The sequence below is a fragment of the Qipengyuania sp. NPDC077563 genome (assembly GCF_044901345.1).
GTDB classification, from domain to species: Bacteria; Pseudomonadota; Alphaproteobacteria; order Sphingomonadales; family Sphingomonadaceae; genus Qipengyuania; species Qipengyuania aestuarii.
Genome location: NZ_JBJDPC010000001.1, coordinates 1,139,239 through 1,154,787 on the forward strand (window position 1 = coordinate 1,139,239; position 15,549 = coordinate 1,154,787).

11 protein-coding genes are annotated in these 15,549 nt (G+C 65.1%); 4 read left to right on the forward strand and 7 right to left on the reverse strand.

Annotation, left to right across the window (positions count from 1 at the left end):
* Window positions 1-11: 11 nt before the first annotated feature.
* Window positions 12-1,586: a glutamine-hydrolyzing GMP synthase gene (gene guaA / locus ACI2I1_RS05550; protein WP_404678246.1), complete on the reverse strand. Its 1,575-nt coding sequence runs from the start codon at window positions 1,584-1,586 to the stop codon at window positions 12-14.
* A 909-nt stretch (window positions 1,587-2,495) separates the two neighbouring features.
* On the opposite strand from guaA, the gene ACI2I1_RS05555 reads away from it, so the two are divergent.
* Window positions 2,496-3,389, forward strand: coding sequence for a hypothetical protein (locus ACI2I1_RS05555; protein ID WP_404678247.1), 894 nt, complete (start codon window positions 2,496-2,498; stop codon window positions 3,387-3,389).
* On the opposite strand, the gene ACI2I1_RS05560 is transcribed toward ACI2I1_RS05555, so the two are convergent.
* The gene (locus ACI2I1_RS05560) at window positions 3,386-4,087 is read right to left on the reverse strand and encodes a ZIP family metal transporter (RefSeq protein WP_404678248.1); all 702 of its coding nucleotides are present in this window, start codon (window positions 4,085-4,087) and stop codon (window positions 3,386-3,388) included. The two genes, ACI2I1_RS05555 and ACI2I1_RS05560, sit on opposite strands and share 4 nt — an antisense overlap.
* Window positions 4,081-5,466, reverse strand: coding sequence for an L-serine ammonia-lyase (locus tag ACI2I1_RS05565; RefSeq protein ID WP_404678347.1), 1,386 nt, complete (start codon window positions 5,464-5,466; stop codon window positions 4,081-4,083). Before ACI2I1_RS05565 ends, ACI2I1_RS05560 begins: the two co-directional genes overlap by 7 nt.
* 129 nt (window positions 5,467-5,595) lie before the next feature.
* Between ACI2I1_RS05565 and gyrB the strand changes: the two genes are divergently transcribed.
* A complete protein-coding gene (gene gyrB, locus ACI2I1_RS05570; protein WP_404678249.1) occupies window positions 5,596-8,145 on the forward strand; it encodes a DNA topoisomerase (ATP-hydrolyzing) subunit B in 2,550 nt (849 codons plus the stop codon).
* A 61-nt stretch (window positions 8,146-8,206) separates the two neighbouring features.
* On the opposite strand, the gene ACI2I1_RS05575 is transcribed toward gyrB, so the two are convergent.
* The 4 genes from ACI2I1_RS05575 to ACI2I1_RS05590 are packed head-to-tail and all read right to left on the reverse strand — an operon-like array spanning window position 8,207 to window position 13,000.
* A complete protein-coding gene (locus ACI2I1_RS05575) occupies window positions 8,207-9,571 on the reverse strand; it encodes an efflux transporter outer membrane subunit (RefSeq protein WP_404678250.1) in 1,365 nt (454 codons plus the stop codon).
* A 5-nt stretch (window positions 9,572-9,576) separates the two neighbouring features.
* On the reverse strand, window positions 9,577-10,692 hold the full coding sequence (locus tag ACI2I1_RS05580; protein ID WP_404678251.1) for an HlyD family secretion protein: 1,116 nt from the start codon (window positions 10,690-10,692) through the stop codon (window positions 9,577-9,579).
* Window positions 10,689-12,374 (reverse strand): MFS transporter, encoded by a 1,686-nt coding sequence (locus tag ACI2I1_RS05585; protein WP_404678252.1) that lies wholly within the window; start codon window positions 12,372-12,374, stop codon window positions 10,689-10,691. Before ACI2I1_RS05585 ends, ACI2I1_RS05580 begins: the two co-directional genes overlap by 4 nt.
* Window positions 12,371-13,000: a TetR family transcriptional regulator gene (locus ACI2I1_RS05590; protein ID WP_404678253.1), complete on the reverse strand. Its 630-nt coding sequence runs from the start codon at window positions 12,998-13,000 to the stop codon at window positions 12,371-12,373. The genes ACI2I1_RS05585 and ACI2I1_RS05590 overlap by 4 nt, the downstream gene beginning before the upstream one ends.
* 338 nt (window positions 13,001-13,338) lie before the next feature.
* Here ACI2I1_RS05590 and ACI2I1_RS05595 point away from each other — a divergent pair, with 338 nt between their 5' ends.
* Together ACI2I1_RS05595 and ACI2I1_RS05600 are read left to right on the forward strand one after the other, a co-directional pair.
* The gene (locus ACI2I1_RS05595) at window positions 13,339-13,938 is read left to right on the forward strand and encodes a TetR/AcrR family transcriptional regulator (RefSeq protein ID WP_404678254.1); all 600 of its coding nucleotides are present in this window, start codon (window positions 13,339-13,341) and stop codon (window positions 13,936-13,938) included.
* 225 nt (window positions 13,939-14,163) lie between these two features.
* Window positions 14,164-15,495 (forward strand): efflux RND transporter periplasmic adaptor subunit, encoded by a 1,332-nt coding sequence (locus tag ACI2I1_RS05600; protein WP_404678255.1) that lies wholly within the window; start codon window positions 14,164-14,166, stop codon window positions 15,493-15,495.
* Window positions 15,496-15,549: the final 54 nt, after the last annotated feature.

Genomic DNA, 15,549 nt, shown 5'->3' on the forward strand with positions numbered 1-15,549 from the left:
ATGGGCCTGAATCATTCCCATTCGATGGTGCCGGGCGGCTTCGACGTATAGTCGTAAACCACGCGGTTGATGCCCTGCACCTCGTTGACGATGCGGGTCGCGACGTTGCTCAGGAACGCGCCGTCGAAAGGATAGACATCCGCCGTCATACCATCGGTGCTGGTCACCGCGCGCAATCCGCATACGCTGTCATAGGTGCGGTAATCACCCATGACGCCGACGGTCTTGACCGGCAGCAGCACGGCGAATGCCTGCCAGATCGCGTCGTAGAGCCCCGCATTGCGGATCTCTTCGAGATAGATCGCGTCGGCCTTGCGCAGGATGTCGCAGCGGTCCTTGGTGACTTCGCCGGGGATGCGGATGGCAAGGCCCGGTCCGGGGAACGGGTGGCGGCCGACGAAGATGTCGGGCAGGCCCAGCTCGCGGCCCAGTTCGCGCACCTCGTCCTTGAACAGTTCGCGCAACGGTTCGACCAGTTGCATGTTCATGCGTTCGGGCAGACCGCCGACATTGTGGTGGCTCTTGATCGTGACGCTCGGCCCGCCGGTGAAGGAGACCGATTCGATCACGTCGGGATAGAGCGTGCCCTGCGCGAGAAAGTCTGCCCCGCCGAGCTTGTTGGCCTCTTCCTCGAACACGTTGATAAATTCCGCGCCGATGAACTTGCGCTTCTTTTCGGGATCGGTCTGGCCGGCGAGGCCCGCCATGAAGCGCTCTTCGGCATCCACCACCACCAGCGGGATGTTGTAATGGTCGCGGAACATGGTCTCGACCTGTTCGCGCTCATTCATGCGCAGCAGGCCGTGGTCGACGAAGACGCAGGTCAGCTGCTCGCCGATCGCCTCGTGGATCAGGATCGCGGCGACCGAGCTGTCGACCCCGCCGGAAAGGCCGCAGATGACCTTGCCGTCGCCGACCTGTTCGCGGATCTCGGCGATCTTGGTCGCGCGGTATTCGGCCATGGTCCAGTCGCCCGCCAGCCCGCAGACCTTGTGCGCGAAATTGGCGATCAGCTTGGCGCCGTCGGGCGTGTGGACCACTTCGGGGTGGAACTGGGTACCGTAGAACTTGCGGCTTTCATCGGCGATCACCGCGAAGGGCGCGCCGTCGGATACTGCCACGATTTCAAAGCCTTCGGCAAAACGGGTCACCTTGTCGCCGTGACTCATCCACACCTGGTGGCGCTCGCCCTCGTTCCATAGCCCGTCGAACAGGGCACAGGATTTGGTGACGGTGAGGAAAGCGCGGCCGAATTCGCCGCCTTCACCCGTTTCGTGCCCGGGGCGCACTTCGCCGCCGAGCTGGTGCGTCATCACCTGCTGACCGTAGCAGATGCCGAGGATCGGCAGGCCCGCCTCGAACAGCATTTCCGGGGCGCGCGGACTGCCTTCGTCGGGCACGCCGGCAGGTGATCCCGACAGAATAATACCCTTGGGTTTCAGCCGCTTGAAGGCCTCTTCCGCCTGAGAGAACGGGGCGATTTCCGAGTACACCCCGGCCTCGCGCACACGGCGCGCGATGAGCTGGGTGACCTGGCTGCCGAAGTCGACGATGAGGATGGAATCGGGGTGGTGGGATGCGTCCATGGGGAGCGGTTACGGGGGGTTTTGGGCGCTGTCCAGACTGGGGCTGGCGGGCGGCAGGATTAACTTGCGCAAAACGCAACACTCCCTGACCTTTTCTCACTTTAGTTCACGGGGCCGCAACTTTATTACAAGCCTCACAGCCGGGGCGAGAACCTCTCTCCAAGCAATTTCTCGTCCGGCAAAGAGATGGCGGCAGCGCTTCCCAAGAGCCTGTCGTCGCCTTCCTCCGGGCCGGCGGCCCAGTCGAATGACACTGCATTCCTCCTAGTGCAGGCGTCGCTCCCCCGGAGGCGATATGGCAGCGAGTAGAGACGCGGCCGCCGACACCTCCTCTCCCCCTCCCCAAGTGTCCGCGCCGCGTCTCGAACTCCTGCCGTACATCCGTAAATGGGGGTGGCAGTCGCATGGCCACTCGCCTCGCCGCATGCGCAAGAAAAGAAGGAAAAGATCATGACCGCAGCAGTTGGCCGCCTGGCCTTTCTCATCCTTGCGACCGGGTTCTCGAGCATCGTTCTCTCGCCCGCGTTCCTCTGATTACAGCATTGTTTCGGACGGGGTCCGCCCCGTCCTTCGACCCATGCCGCGCCGCCGGTTCGCGAAGCCTGCCCACCAGCAGTTTCTCGAAAAGGCCGCGCGGCATGTGTTCGATTGCGTGCAACTATACCGCGAGGCGCATTTTGCTGCGCATCCCCCTCCAGTGTTCCGAAGCAGGCCCCGAACACCCGCTTGATCGGCGGGAATTAAGCCGGTCACCCCCCTGCCCGGTGCCGAACCGGCCCGGAAGCGCCCCGCCTCTCACCAGTATTCCAGATTCCCGTGCGATCGCCCCCCGGGTGACGACTACAACCCCGTTCATCCAGCCGACAGGTCGCCAGCCATAACCCCGCCCAAACAAGGGGGGGTAATCGAATGACGCAATCGAGGCTTGGCCTGATGGGTGCCGCCATGCTGCTGTGGACCGGTACAGCGCAGGCGCAGGAACGCATCATCGATGCCGATGACCCGGTGATGACCTTCACGGTCGACGGGCAGGAAGCCGCGTTCGAAGTGACACCCGATGCCCCCGGCAATCCCGTGCTCTCCGCGGCATTTGCCGAGCGGCTAGGCCTCGAAGGCAGCATGGTGGCCGGCGTTCGCATGATCGGGACCACCAAATTACGCGCCCAGAGCAATCTGGTCAGGATCGATCTCGGCGAAGGCAAGCCCGAGAAACGGCGAGCCTTCTTCTTCGACACCGAAGCCCGGCGCTATCGCGGCGACGGCATTTTGGGGCCGGTGTCGCTGCCCGACCCGGTCATCACCTATCGTCTGCGCGATGTGCAGGATGGCGAGCGCGAAGTGACCCTGCCGATGGTCGAACACAAACGCGGCGGCTTCTATATCCGTCTGCCGATCGGCGACGATTACATTCCGACCTTCTTCACCTTCGAGCGCGAGGAAACCATGGCCAATGCCGCCGCTGGCGCGATGCTCGCCCAGGCTTACGGTGCGCGGATGGAAGGGGAGGCCCGCGACCTGCATATCGAATTCGGCATCGAGCGGCCCGTGCGCAGCCTCGTGTTCCAGAACGGCTTCACCCTCGGCGAGCTACCGGTCACGAATGTGGTCGTACGCTCACAGGACACCGGCTCGACCGCCGCGATCCCCGACGAGGCCAGCGATCCCAACGAGATCATCGTGGCGGGCGGCAAGGCGAAAACGGAGCCCCGGCTGTCGGTCGGCACGGCCAGCCTGAAACGCTGTTCCTCGCTCAGCTTCGACCGTAAGGCGGAAGTCATCCGCCTGTCCTGCAAGCTCGACTAGGCCGAAAAACTCGACAGGGTGAAAGCCAGGATCGCGCCCAGCGCGGTGGCGACGCCGGCCCAATGCGCCTCGGCCTTGTAGGCCTTGGGGAAGACCTCGGTCGCCAGGCTGGCGATCACCGCGCCTGCCGCCACGCAGCGGATGATGGCGAGCGTGCCCTCGCCCGCGCCGGTCAGCAGCAGATTGCCCGCAACCGCCGCGGCCGAGAGGATCGCCGCCGTGCCGATCCACAGCCACAGCACCTTGGCGCGCGAGTGCCGCCCCCCGGCCATTTCCTTCGCGCCGCCAGCCGCTTCGGGCAGGTTCGACAGCAGGATCGATCCCGCCAGCGCGGCCACTTCCAGCCCGCCCGCGCCGATCAGCGCCACGCCCAGCGCGAGGTTTTCCGGAATCCCGTCGAGCGTGATCGCCGCCAGCAATCCGCCGCCCGAATCGGATCCCCATTTCTCGTCGATCAGATAGTCGGCGACCGCGAAGGTTATCGCCCCCGCCGCCACGCCGAGCATGGCGTGAAACACGCTGCTTGTGTCGATCGAGGGCTGGATCAGCTCGCTGGTGACCGACAGCAGCAAGGCCCCGCCCGCCAGCGCGACGAGAAAGCCTTCGAGCTTTTCAGGCAGCTTGCCGTATATGCCCCAGGCAGCCCCGACGACCAGCGCGCCCGAGACCACCAGCACCACGGCGAGCAGCATCAGCATTCGATGACATTCACCGCGAGCCCGCCCTGGCTCGTTTCCTTGTACTTGTTGCTCATGTCGAGCCCGGTCTGGCGCATGGTCTCGATCACCTGGTCGAGGCTGACCAGCGTTTCCGCGCCCGTGCGGTGCAGCGCGAGCCGCGCGGCATTGACCGCCTTCACCGCGCCGATGGCATTGCGTTCGATGCAGGGCACCTGCACCAGCCCGCCCACCGGATCGCAGGTGAGGCCGAGATTGTGCTCCATCCCGATTTCCGCCGCGCTGGCGATCTGCACCGGCGATGCGCCCCACAGTGCCGCAAGCCCCCCCGCCGCCATCGAACAGGCCACGCCCACTTCGCCCTGACAGCCCATTTCCGCGCCTGAAATGCTCGCGCGCTGTTTATAGAGGAGGCCGATCGCGCCTGCCGTCAGCAGGAATTTGCGGCGGCTGTCGCGGCAGGGTTCTTCACCCGCCGTCACGCAATAGAAGCGGATGACCGCCGGGATGATCCCCGCCGCGCCATTGGTGGGCGCGGTGACCACGCGGCCCCCGGCGGCGTTTTCCTCGTTCACGGCCATGGCATAGCAATTGAGCCAGTCGAACAATTGTTCGCGCTCGTTCGATTGCGGATTGGCGGAGAGCTTGTCCCATAGATCGGGCGCGCGGCGTTCCACTTTCAGCCCGCCGGGCAGGATGCCGCGCTGCGTCAGCCCGCGTTGGATGCACTGGTCCATAGCCTGGGCCACGCGGTCGATGCCCTCCATGGTCTTGTCTCGCGGGCGAAAGGCGTCTTCGTTTTCCAGCACCAGATCGGCGATGGTCAGCCCGGTGTCCTTGCAGGCGGCCAGCAGTTCGGCGGCCGAACCGAAATCATGCGGCACGCTGGTGCCGGTGTTGATCCGGTCGCCCTTGGGCTTGCGTTTCAATTGCGTTTCGGAGGCCACGAAGCCGCCGCCGGTGGAATAATAGGTGCGCGCCGAAAGCTTCTCGCCCGCCTCGTCATAGGCGGCCAGTCGCATGCCGTTGGGATGCAGATCGGGAATGATGTGCCCGGCCAGATCGATCGCGGTGGATGGATCGAAAGCGATGTCGCGCTTGCCGCCCAGCGCCAGCCGCTTGCTCTCGCGCAGCTTCGCCAGCGCCTCGGCCGCCTCGTCGGGATGGGTGCGATCAGGCGCGAAGCCCATCAGCCCCAGCATGGTGGCATCCACCGTGCCGTGCCCCACGCCGGTCAGCGCGAGCGACCCCTGCAATTCCACCGCCACGCGCGCGACGCGGTCAAGCTTGCCCGCCTTGTCCAGCGCCCGCACGAAAGTCCGCGCGATGCGCATGGGCCCGACCGTATGCGAGGAGGAGGGACCGATCCCTATGCGAAAGATATCCAGCACCGAAAGCATGGGCGCGGAGATGCGCTCCAAAGCGTGTGAAATCAACCGGTATCACCTGAAACCGCCCTTGCTTTGACCTGTGGGTAAAACAGGGCCGAAATCTTTGGTTTTTTGCCCCCTCGCGCCTATATGATGGTCATGGACGAGAACATTCCCGAGAGCGGCGAAACCGCCCGTAAAAAGAACGCCTACGATTCCGATTCCATCAAGGTCCTCAAGGGCCTCGACGCGGTTCGCAAGCGCCCCGGCATGTATATCGGCGATACCGATGACGGATCGGGCCTCCACCACATGGTGTTCGAGGTTTCGGACAATGCCATCGACGAAGCCCTGGCCGGGCACTGCGACCTCGTCCTGATCGAACTCAATTCCGATGGCTCCGTCAGCGTGGAAGACAATGGCCGCGGCATTCCCGTGGACATGCACAAGGAAGAAGGCGTCTCGGCGGCCGAGGTCATCATGACCCAGCTCCATGCGGGCGGCAAGTTCGAGAACACCAGCGACGACAATGCCTACAAGGTATCGGGCGGCCTGCACGGCGTGGGCGTTTCGGTGGTCAACGCGCTGTCCGAATGGCTCGAACTCACCATCTGGCGCGACGGCAAGGAACATTGGATGCGCTTCGAGCACGGCGATGCGGTGGAATCCTTACGCGTCGTGGGCGATGCCCCGCCGGTTGCCTCCAACGGCGACGAGGACGGGCTGAAGAAGGGCACGCGCGTCACCTTCAAGGCATCGGAAGACACCTTCAAGAACGTGACCGAGTTCGATTTCGACAAGCTGGAGCACCGCTACCGCGAGCTGGCCTTCCTCAATTCGGGCGTGCACATCCTGCTGCGTGACAAGCGCCACGAGGAACCGCTGGAGCATGACCTGTTCTATGAAGGCGGCATCGCGGCCTTCGTCAAATATCTCGATCGCAACAAGCAGCCGCTGGTCAATGAACCGATCTCGGTCAGCGCGGAAAAGGAAGGCATCGGCATCGATGTCGCGCTGGAATGGAACGATTCCTATTACGAGAACGTGCTGTGCTTCACCAACAACATCCCGCAGCGTGACGGCGGCACCCATCTGGCCGCCTTCCGCGCGGCGCTGACGCGCACGCTCAACAATTACGCCACCTCTTCGGGGCTGATGAAGAAGGAAAAGGTGTCGCTGTCGGGCGAGGACATGCGCGAAGGCCTGACCGCCATCGTGTCGGTCAAGCTGCCCGATCCCAAGTTCGGATCGCAGACCAAGGACAAGCTGGTTTCTTCCGAAGTGCGCCAGCCGCTGGAATCGCTCATGGGCGAAAAGATGGGCGAATGGCTGGAAGAAAATCCCAACGACGCCAAGCAGATCATCCAGAAGGTGATCGACGCCGCCGCCGCCCGCGAAGCCGCACGCCGCGCCCGCGAGATGAGCCGCAAGGGCGCGATGAGCGTCGCCAGCCTGCCGGGCAAGCTGTCCGACTGCCGCGAGCGCGATGCGACCAAGGCCGAACTCTTCCTGGTCGAGGGTGATTCGGCAGGCGGATCGGCCAAGAACGGGCGCGACAGCCAGTATCAGGCGATCCTTCCGCTCAAGGGCAAGATCCTCAACGTCGAACGCGCGCGCTTCGACCGGATCATCTCGTCCAAGGAAGTCGGCACGCTGATCCAGGCGATGGGCACCGGGCTGCGCGATGAATTCAACCTCGACAAGCTTCGGTATCACAAGGTCGTGATCATGACCGACGCCGACGTCGACGGGGCGCATATCCGCACGCTGCTGCTGACCTTCTTCCACCGCCAGATGCCGGAAATCGTCAAGGCCGGGCATCTCTATATCGCGCAGCCGCCGCTCTATAAGGTGACGCGCGGCAAGTCCGAGGTTTACCTGAAGGACCAGCCCGCCTTCGATCGCTATCTGATCGATGCGGGCCTGCAGGGCCGCTATCTCGAAACCGCGGGCGGGCCGCGTGCCTCGGGCGATCTCGAAGCGCTGGTCCAGCACGCGCTGCGCGTGCGCAACCACATGAATTTCGTGCCGCGCAAGTACAAGGCCGACATCGTCGAGGCGATGGCCGTGGCAGGCGCGCTCGATCCCGACAGCGCCGACCGTTCGGCCGCGCTCGCCAAGGCGGCGAGCCACCTGCAGATGAACGATCCCGACGCGAAATGGTCCGCCGAAATCGGCGAGGACGGTCATGTCCGCTTCCACCGCGTGTGGCGCGGGGTGACCGACGTGCACGAGATCGAGGGCAAGTTCGTCGACAGCGCCGAAGCGCGCAAGCTGCACCGCGTGGCGCAGGAAAACGCCGAGGTCTACACCTCGCCCGTCCGCCTCGTGCGCGGCACCGAGGAAGACGCCGAAGACCAGGTCGACAGCGACGATGTCGAGGACGGTGAGGACGCTGGGGACAATGCGAACACCGCGCCCGCCGCGGGCGACGACACGCTGATCCTCCCGAGCCAGCTGGTCGACGCGGTGATGGCCGCAGGCCGCAAGGGCCTCAAGGTCAGCCGCTTCAAGGGCCTGGGCGAAATGGATGCCGAGCAATTGTGGGAAACCACGCTCGACCCCGAAAACCGCGCCCTGCTGCAGGTCAAGGTGGAAGACGCCGACATTACGGACGAAATCTTCACCCGCCTGATGGGCGACGTGGTCGAACCCCGCCGCGAATTCATCCAGGCAAACGCCCTGAACGTGGCGAACCTGGATATTTAGGGGGGCGCGCTTGTGCGCCCCTCTAAATGCGACAATTTTCAGCTAGGCCGCGGGCCCCTCGTCACTTCGGGGCTCCGCCTACTGCCTGGTAAAGTCCGACCAGCGCCGTCAGTTCGTCGGCTTTCGCCTGCACCAGCGACAGCTCCACGCCCAGCAGGGCGCGCTGGGCGTCGACCTGTTCGATATAGGGCGTGTAGCCGGCGCGATAGCGGTTGCGCGCGTGGCGCAGCGCATCGGCCACCGCCTCCCGCTGCGCCACCAGCGCGGCCTCCTGATCTTTCAGATTGGCCAGCACCGCCTTGCGGTCCTCCACTTCCCGAAACGCGTCGAGCACGGCCGAGTGATAGGCCCATGCCGCCTGATCGCGCTGCGCCGTGGCGCCGTCGAGCTGCGCCCGCAGCTTCCCGCCCTGGAAGATCGGCGCGAGAATGCTGCCGCCCAGCGACCAGACGCCGATCGGGTCGGCTAGCAGGTCGGACAAGGCCAGTCCGGCCGATGCCCCTAGGTCGATCGAGGGCATGAAATCCGCGCGGGCCACGCGCATCTTCGCGTCGGCCGCAACGATGCGGTACTCCGCGGCGGCGACATCGGGGCGGCGGCGGAGCAGTTCCGACGGGAGGGTCGCAGGAGCGGCAGGCTGACGCAGGTCCGCCAGAGTCCCGCCGCGCAGGATGGCGCCCGGCAGCTCACCGGTCAGCACGGACAGAGCGTTCTCCTGCCGCGCGATCTGACTCTTCAGCTGCGGGACCAGTTGCACGGCGGCCTGATATTCGGCCTCCGCCTGACGCAGCGGCAGCTGCGAGGTATAGCCCACTTCAGCCCGGTCGCGGGCGAACTTCACCGCCTCCTGCCGCGCCTGGAGCGTTTCCTCCAGAATGGCGAGCCGCCGATCGAGCGCCAGCAGGGTGATGTAGCCACTGGCGGTCGCCGCGGTGACCGAGAGGCGCGCTGCCTCCTGCGCCGCCGCGCTCGCCGCGACGCCTGCCTCGGCGGCATCCACGCGCGCAGCGTTCTTGCCGAACAGGTCGAGCTCGTAGGACGCACGGAACGTAGGCTGCGCGACCGCGACGGTGCGCGGCTGGCCGAAGGGCGAGACTTCGCGGCGGTAGGCACCTTCCGCGCCCGCGCCGAGGGTCGGGAGCAGGTATCCGCGCGAGCCGAGCTCGGTCGCGCGCGCTTCTTCCACGCGGGCAGCCGCGATCTGCACGTCGGCATTGTTGCGCTGCGCCTGTTCGACGAGGCGCGAGAGCTGCGGATCGCCGAAGCCATTCCACCAGTCGCGTTCGACCGGGGCGGTGACATCGAGCCGGGTGCGCCACTGCGCCGGTGCGGACACAGCCGCTTCGGGAGGGGCGTCCTGCAACGTGGGCGCACAGGCGCTCAGGGCGAAAGCGGAGCTGGCGATAAGAGCGAGAGAACGGCGCATCACCATCAGTCCTCCGTATGCACGGTGGCGACCACCGACATGCCGGGGCCAAGGCGCTTTGCGGCGGCCTGCCCCTTGTCGAGCACGATGCGCACCGCGATGCGCTGCGGCACTTTCACGAAATTGCCCGCACCCGTATCGGGCTTCACCAGGCTGAATTCGCTGCTGGCGGCAGGCGCGATGCTCTGGACGCGGCCCGTCAACTCCACTCCGCCGAGGGCGTCCACCTCCAGCGTGGCGCGCTGGCCGACCGCCATGTCGGCGGTCTGCGTTTCCTTGAAATTGGCGACCACCCACAGATCGTCAGGCACGATGAACATGAGCTGCGTGCCAGCGTTGACCAGCTGGCCGACGCGCGCGGCCACTTCGCTGAGCCGACCCGCGCGCGGGGCACGGATTTCGGTGCGCGCAAGTTCGAACTCGGCCAGTCCGCTCGACGCCTCGGCCCCGGCGACCTGCGCTTCGAGCGCGCCCCGGCCGACGCTGACCGAACGCAGGTTCTCCGCCGCGATGGCCCGCTGCGCCTGCGCCTGCTGCACGCCGGCCTGCGCCTGTTGCAGTGCCGCGCGCGCCTGGTCGCGCTCGCGCAGCGACACCGAGCCTTCATCGACCAGTTCAGCAATGCGGTTCATGTCGGCCTGCGCCTTCTGCAGAGCGGCGCGTGCGGAAGCGACTGCGGCATCTTGCAATTTGAGCTGCGCCTGCGCCGAACGCTGGCTCTGCGCGCTGTTGGCGAGCGTGGCCCGCTGCGCCGCCGAATTGGCCGCGCCCTGCCGGACCTTCTCGCGGAACGGCGCATCGTCGATCCGCGCCAGCAGATCGCCCTTTTCAACCCTTTGGAAATCCACCACGGGCACCTCGACCAGATAGCCGCCGACCTGCGGGCTCACCGCCGTGGTGCGGCCGCGGACATAGGCATTGTCGGTGGTCTGGTCGCCGCCTGCGAAAGGCGGCAGACCCCAGGCGTAGAGCGCGGCGAGCACGCCGACCAGCAGCAGCAGCACGGCAACCGCGATGCGGCGGCGCGAGGGGTCGGGCGACCACCCCGTCGTGCGTTCAGGAGCGGCTGTGGTTTCGGCGTCCGTTTCGAGATCGGCCTGCGCCGGGGTTGCTTGCGTCATTGTTTCGTCCTTGCGCGCATGGCCTCCATGAAGGCCAGTTCCTTGGCGAGCGGATTGCGCCCGCGAATCTTGTTGATGAGCCACGGCACGAACAGCGCGGCAAAGGTCACCGCCGACAGCGTGGCGATGAGGAAAAACACGTCGTTGAAGGCCAGCACGGCAGCTTCGCGGCTAATCTCTCGCGTGACGTTTGCCATCGCGGTCTGCTGTTGCAGCGCGGGATCGCCTTGGAGCGATGCGACCCTGCGCGCGGCATTGCCGACCGTCTGCGCGAGCTGCTGGTTGGCCATCGTCAACGTGCTGCCTGCATCGATGAGATGCGCTTTCAGGCGCACCGTGTGGAAGGCGGACAGCAGCCCGATCCCGGCAAGGCCGCCGACCGATTGCGACAGCGAGAAGACCGCGATGAAGCTGATGACATAGCTTGGCCCCGCGGCCAGCGCGCGCAGCATGCCTTCCATCATGATCGGCCCCATCGCGAACACGGCGGCAAAGGCGATTGCGGCCTGCGTCCAATACATGTCCTGCGGGCGGGTGAGCACGCCGCTGCGCGTATCGGCAAAGGCGGCGACGCCGATCACCAGAATCGCGAACAGCACCGGACGCGTGAGATCGCGCGGGTCGAGCCGCACCACCGATAGCGCCACTCCGGCAATTGTCGCGCCGGTCAGGATCCAGAAATAGCTCGTCAGCTGCTCGCTGCCGTAACCGAGGGCCGAGAACAGTCCGCTCGCGCCGAAGCCCTGTTCGGAGACGAGGACGCGCACGGTTGCCCCGATCAGCGCCAGCGCCAGGATCGACCGGCTCGACAGCCAGCTGAGGTCGAGCATGGGGCTTTGCCGATGGGCTTCGATCAGAAAGCATCCGCCCAGCCCGAGGATCGCGACCACCAGCGCATAGCCGAGCCACGGCGTATCCCACCACTGGATGCGGCCCTGGATCAGGAAGGTGCACAGCGCGCCAACCCCGATCACGAACAGCGCGATGCTCGGGATGTCGAGCTTCTCGAAAGTCGGCTTGCGGATACCCGGCGGCAGGCGCAGCGCGTAGACCAGCGCGAGCCCGACCAGCGACAGCGCGAACTGGAACTGGAACACATGGGTGATGTTCCCGTCGACCATCAGGGCCGGCGACAGCGCGCGCGTAAGCGGGAAGGCAATCTGCGACAGGCCGAGCGATATCACCAGCCCTGCCACGCGGACGGCGGACGGCAGGCCCTGCATCAGGTAATAGATGGCGAGTGCCGACAGCCCCGCGGCCGTCACCCCCGCGACTGCTCGCGCGGCCAGTTCCGGATAGTAACCGGGGCCGACCATCTGCACGAAATTGGCAGCGACCAGGCTCAGCATGGCCCAGCGCACGAAGGGCTGGATGCCGAATTCCTGCCGGACGCGGAACAGCAGCATGCTCATCGTCGCATAGGTCGAGTAGAAGGCCACGGTCAGCCATCCCGCCTCGACCGGGGTGAGCGCGAATTCGGCCTGCAGCGCGGGCGCATTGGCAAGCAGGAAGCCGTTCTGCGAGCCGCCGAGCAGCCCCATGAAGATCCCGATCGCAAAATAGATTGCGCGGCGCGCGTGCGGATGATCGGGATTGGCGGGAGAACCCGGGAGGATCGGCATCTCGTGGGGCTTGAAGCGATAGCCGCCCACGGTGTCGACGAAGTGAGGGTGCTCGCTCATAGCGCCAGCGCCCCTTCGACCAGCGTGGCCTCGAGCGCGGCGGCAAACTCCGCATCGCCGGCAATCCCGTCGACAAGCTTGCCGAGACGCTCACGCCGCACGACAGAGCTGGCGGCGCAGTAGATGAAATTGGCCACGCGGAACTGGAGATAGGCGGGCGGATCGGCACGGTCCTGTGCGGCTGCTTGCGCCAGCTCGTTGAAGTGGCGGTGCAGCGGCAGCGACAGCGTCTCGAGCAGCCATTGCGACCGGTCGCTGTCGAACGTGATATCGCGCAGCAGCAGCCGGGGGACTTCGGGGCGCTGGAGAAGATGGGCGAGGAAGGCCCGCGCCGACCGGTCGAGCCGGGCCTGCGCATCCATCTCTTCGGCATCGGCCAGCACCGCCTCCAGCGCCGCGCGCAGTTCGCGCCCCGCCTGCGCGACGATCGCCTTCCACAACCCTTGCTTGCCCCCGAAATGATACGAGATGAGCGCCACGTCGACCCCCGCATCCGCCGCAATCTCGCGCATGGAGGTCGCGTCGAAACCCTGCGCGGCGAACCGATCCGTCGCCGCGCGAGCGATCGCGCTGCCGGTATCCGTATCCGTATTGTTGGGGCGTCCACGCCCGCGTCGCTCAGTCATTCACCTTTCCTTGTGCGATGCAACATAAGCGATCGTAATTTTATATTCAATAGGCGTTGAATAATGGTGGTTGTAGCGGCCGACAGCGTCTTACCCACTTTTTCTCGACGGATTAAGTCGAGCCTCGCTCAGCCCGCCATCAGCCTTGTACGCGGACCTTACATTGGGAGGGGGCAGACGTTCTGTTGCTTGTTCGTGACTGAGTAAGCCGAACAATCGGCATATGGACTAGAGTCCATTCTCTCCGGTCAATCATCAGCGCTCTTTCACATGGGGACACACGTCCACCAGCAACCGAAGCGTTGAATCTTTCTCGCCGAAGATCTATACCTTAAGGTATGGAAAAGGTTGCAACACGAGGTCGCCCGCGCGAATTTGATACTGACGAGGCGCTTGGCCAGGCGCTGCGTCTGTTCTGGCAAAAGGGTTATGAAGGCACATCGCTGAGCGATCTGACCGAAGCCATGGGGATTACCCGTCCGAGCCTCTATGCAGCGTTCGGTAACAAGGAAAACCTCTTCAGCTTGGCGCTCGATCTCTACGAAAAGGACAAGCTTGCCTATATCGGCGAAGCGGTCGAGGCGCCCACCGCGCGTGCTGTTGCCGAGACGCTGTTGCTCGGCGCCGTGGACGTGGCCACCGGCGGCGAATGCCGCGGCTGCATGGGCGTGATTGCGTCCGTCGGTTGCCAGAGTATCGAGCCTTCGATCCGTGACGACGTCAATGCGCGCGCGGAATCGGCGAAACAGTTGATCGTCGACCGGATGCAGCGCGCCATCGATGCCGGCGAGTTCGTTGTCCCCACCGATGCCACGGCAATCACGCGCTACCTACTGGCTCTGATGCAGGGCATGTCGGTTCAGGCCCAGTCGGGCGCCAGTCGCGCCGAACTTTTGCAAGTAACTGAATCGGCGCTTCTTTCCTGGCCCTCACGCTGAGATTTTCTCGATCTGAGAATAAAAATACCTAGCGGTACATAAATTTCGCTTGACCTGAACACCAGATTAAATACTTATCGGTACAGATAGTCGCATGGCGATGCTTCGCTGCGCGGCGGCTGGTTGCCGCAAGCCTCCGGTTAATCCGAATTCACAGCGTTTTGCTCCCAAAGCCCGTGCTTTTGGAGGCGATAGCGCTCGTCTCGATAAGGTCAGGTATACTCCATGTTCGACACACCGTTCGATCGCCACGCAGATGAAGCCGCCGAAGAGCGCCGCGCTCAGCACATTTCTGAAATTCTGGACGAACCCGAGCAGGACGATGAGGATCGATCAGACAGCCCGGTTGCGCGGCCACGGCCCAAGCGGCGCTGGCTCGCCTTCGCCCTCATCGTAGCCGGATTGGGCGGGGCGTGGTGGCTAACGGGAGATGAGCCTGTCGCCACTGCCGCGGCGGGTCCGCCAGCGGTGACAGCCGCGCATCCGCTGCAGAAGGAAATCACCGAATGGGATGAGTTCGTTGGCCGGTTCGAAGCCAGTCGCAGCGTCGAAGTTCGCCCCCAGGTTACCGGCGAGATTACGCGTATTCACTTTATCGACGGCCAGTTCGTGCAGCAGGGTGCGCCGCTCTTCACCATCGATTCTCGCGCTTACCGCGCTGCGCTCGCCGAAGCGAAAGCCGAAGTCGCGCGCGCCGACAGTGCGCTGGCCCTGTCGCGCGATAATCTGGCACGCGCGCAGCGGCTGATTTCCGATGATGCGATTGCCGGGACCGAGATCGACCGCCTCCAGGCCCAGGTCAGAAACGATGCCGCAATCCTCGCCGCCGCCAAGGCAAGAGTATCCGCACGCGCTCTCGATGTTGGCTTCACCACGGTGCGGGCGCCGATTTCAGGGCGGATTTCCGACCGCCGTATCGATGCGGGCAATCTCGTATCCGGCGGGGGCGGAAGCGCGGCCACGCTCTTGACGACAATTAATGCGGTCGACCCGGTCTATTTCGAATTCACCGGCTCCGAGGCGCTGTTCCTCAAGGCGCGCCGCGAAGGGCTCGACAAGGGCACACCGGTCGAAATCCGTCTGCAGGACGAGACCGATTATCGCTGGCATGGCACGCTCGATTTTACCGACAATGGCCTCGACAGCCAGTCGGGTACCATCCGTGCGCGAGCCGTGGTTCGCAACGGCGAGGGCTTTCTTGCGCCCGGACTATTCGGCCGCATGCGCCTCGCTGCCGGCGGCACGCACCAGGCGCTGCTCGTTCCCGACACGGCCATCGTGACCGACCAGACGCGCAAGCTGGTCCTGGTAGTGCAGAACGACGGGACTGTGGCGAACCGCCCGGTTGAACTGGGCCCGCTCGTGGGCGGCCTCAGAGTGATCGAGGAAGGTCTCAAGCCAAACGACCGGGTGATCATCAAGGGTACGCAGATGCCAATGCCAGGACAGAAGGTCACTGCGCAGAATGGCCGTATCGTCGCCTCCGCCCCGGCGGGCGACAAGGCGAGGGAAGCGCCCATGGCGACCCCTGCCTCCTCGGCCAGCCTCGCCAGCTAGACGCGGCGCGTTCCGCGTCCCGCCCCACCTCCAACGCCCCCATTTCACGCCCGG

Coding starts and splice junctions, on each gene's coding strand:
- ACI2I1_RS05555 (WP_404678247.1), top strand. CDS start 2,496: ATGACGCAATCGAGGCTTGGCCTGATGGGTGCCGCCATGCTGCTGTGG.
- gyrB (WP_404678249.1), top strand. CDS start 5,596: ATGGACGAGAACATTCCCGAGAGCGGCGAAACCGCCCGTAAAAAGAAC.
- ACI2I1_RS05580 (WP_404678251.1), bottom strand. CDS start 10,692: ATGACGCAAGCAACCCCGGCGCAGGCCGATCTCGAAACGGACGCCGAA.
- ACI2I1_RS05595 (WP_404678254.1), top strand. CDS start 13,339: ATGGAAAAGGTTGCAACACGAGGTCGCCCGCGCGAATTTGATACTGAC.
- ACI2I1_RS05565 (WP_404678347.1), bottom strand. CDS start 5,466: ATGCTTTCGGTGCTGGATATCTTTCGCATAGGGATCGGTCCCTCCTCC.
- ACI2I1_RS05560 (WP_404678248.1), bottom strand. CDS start 4,087: ATGCTGATGCTGCTCGCCGTGGTGCTGGTGGTCTCGGGCGCGCTGGTC.
- ACI2I1_RS05600 (WP_404678255.1), top strand. CDS start 14,164: ATGTTCGACACACCGTTCGATCGCCACGCAGATGAAGCCGCCGAAGAG.
- ACI2I1_RS05590 (WP_404678253.1), bottom strand. CDS start 13,000: ATGACTGAGCGACGCGGGCGTGGACGCCCCAACAATACGGATACGGAT.
- ACI2I1_RS05575 (WP_404678250.1), bottom strand. CDS start 9,571: ATGCGCCGTTCTCTCGCTCTTATCGCCAGCTCCGCTTTCGCCCTGAGC.
- ACI2I1_RS05585 (WP_404678252.1), bottom strand. CDS start 12,374: ATGAGCGAGCACCCTCACTTCGTCGACACCGTGGGCGGCTATCGCTTC.
- guaA (WP_404678246.1), bottom strand. CDS start 1,586: ATGGACGCATCCCACCACCCCGATTCCATCCTCATCGTCGACTTCGGC.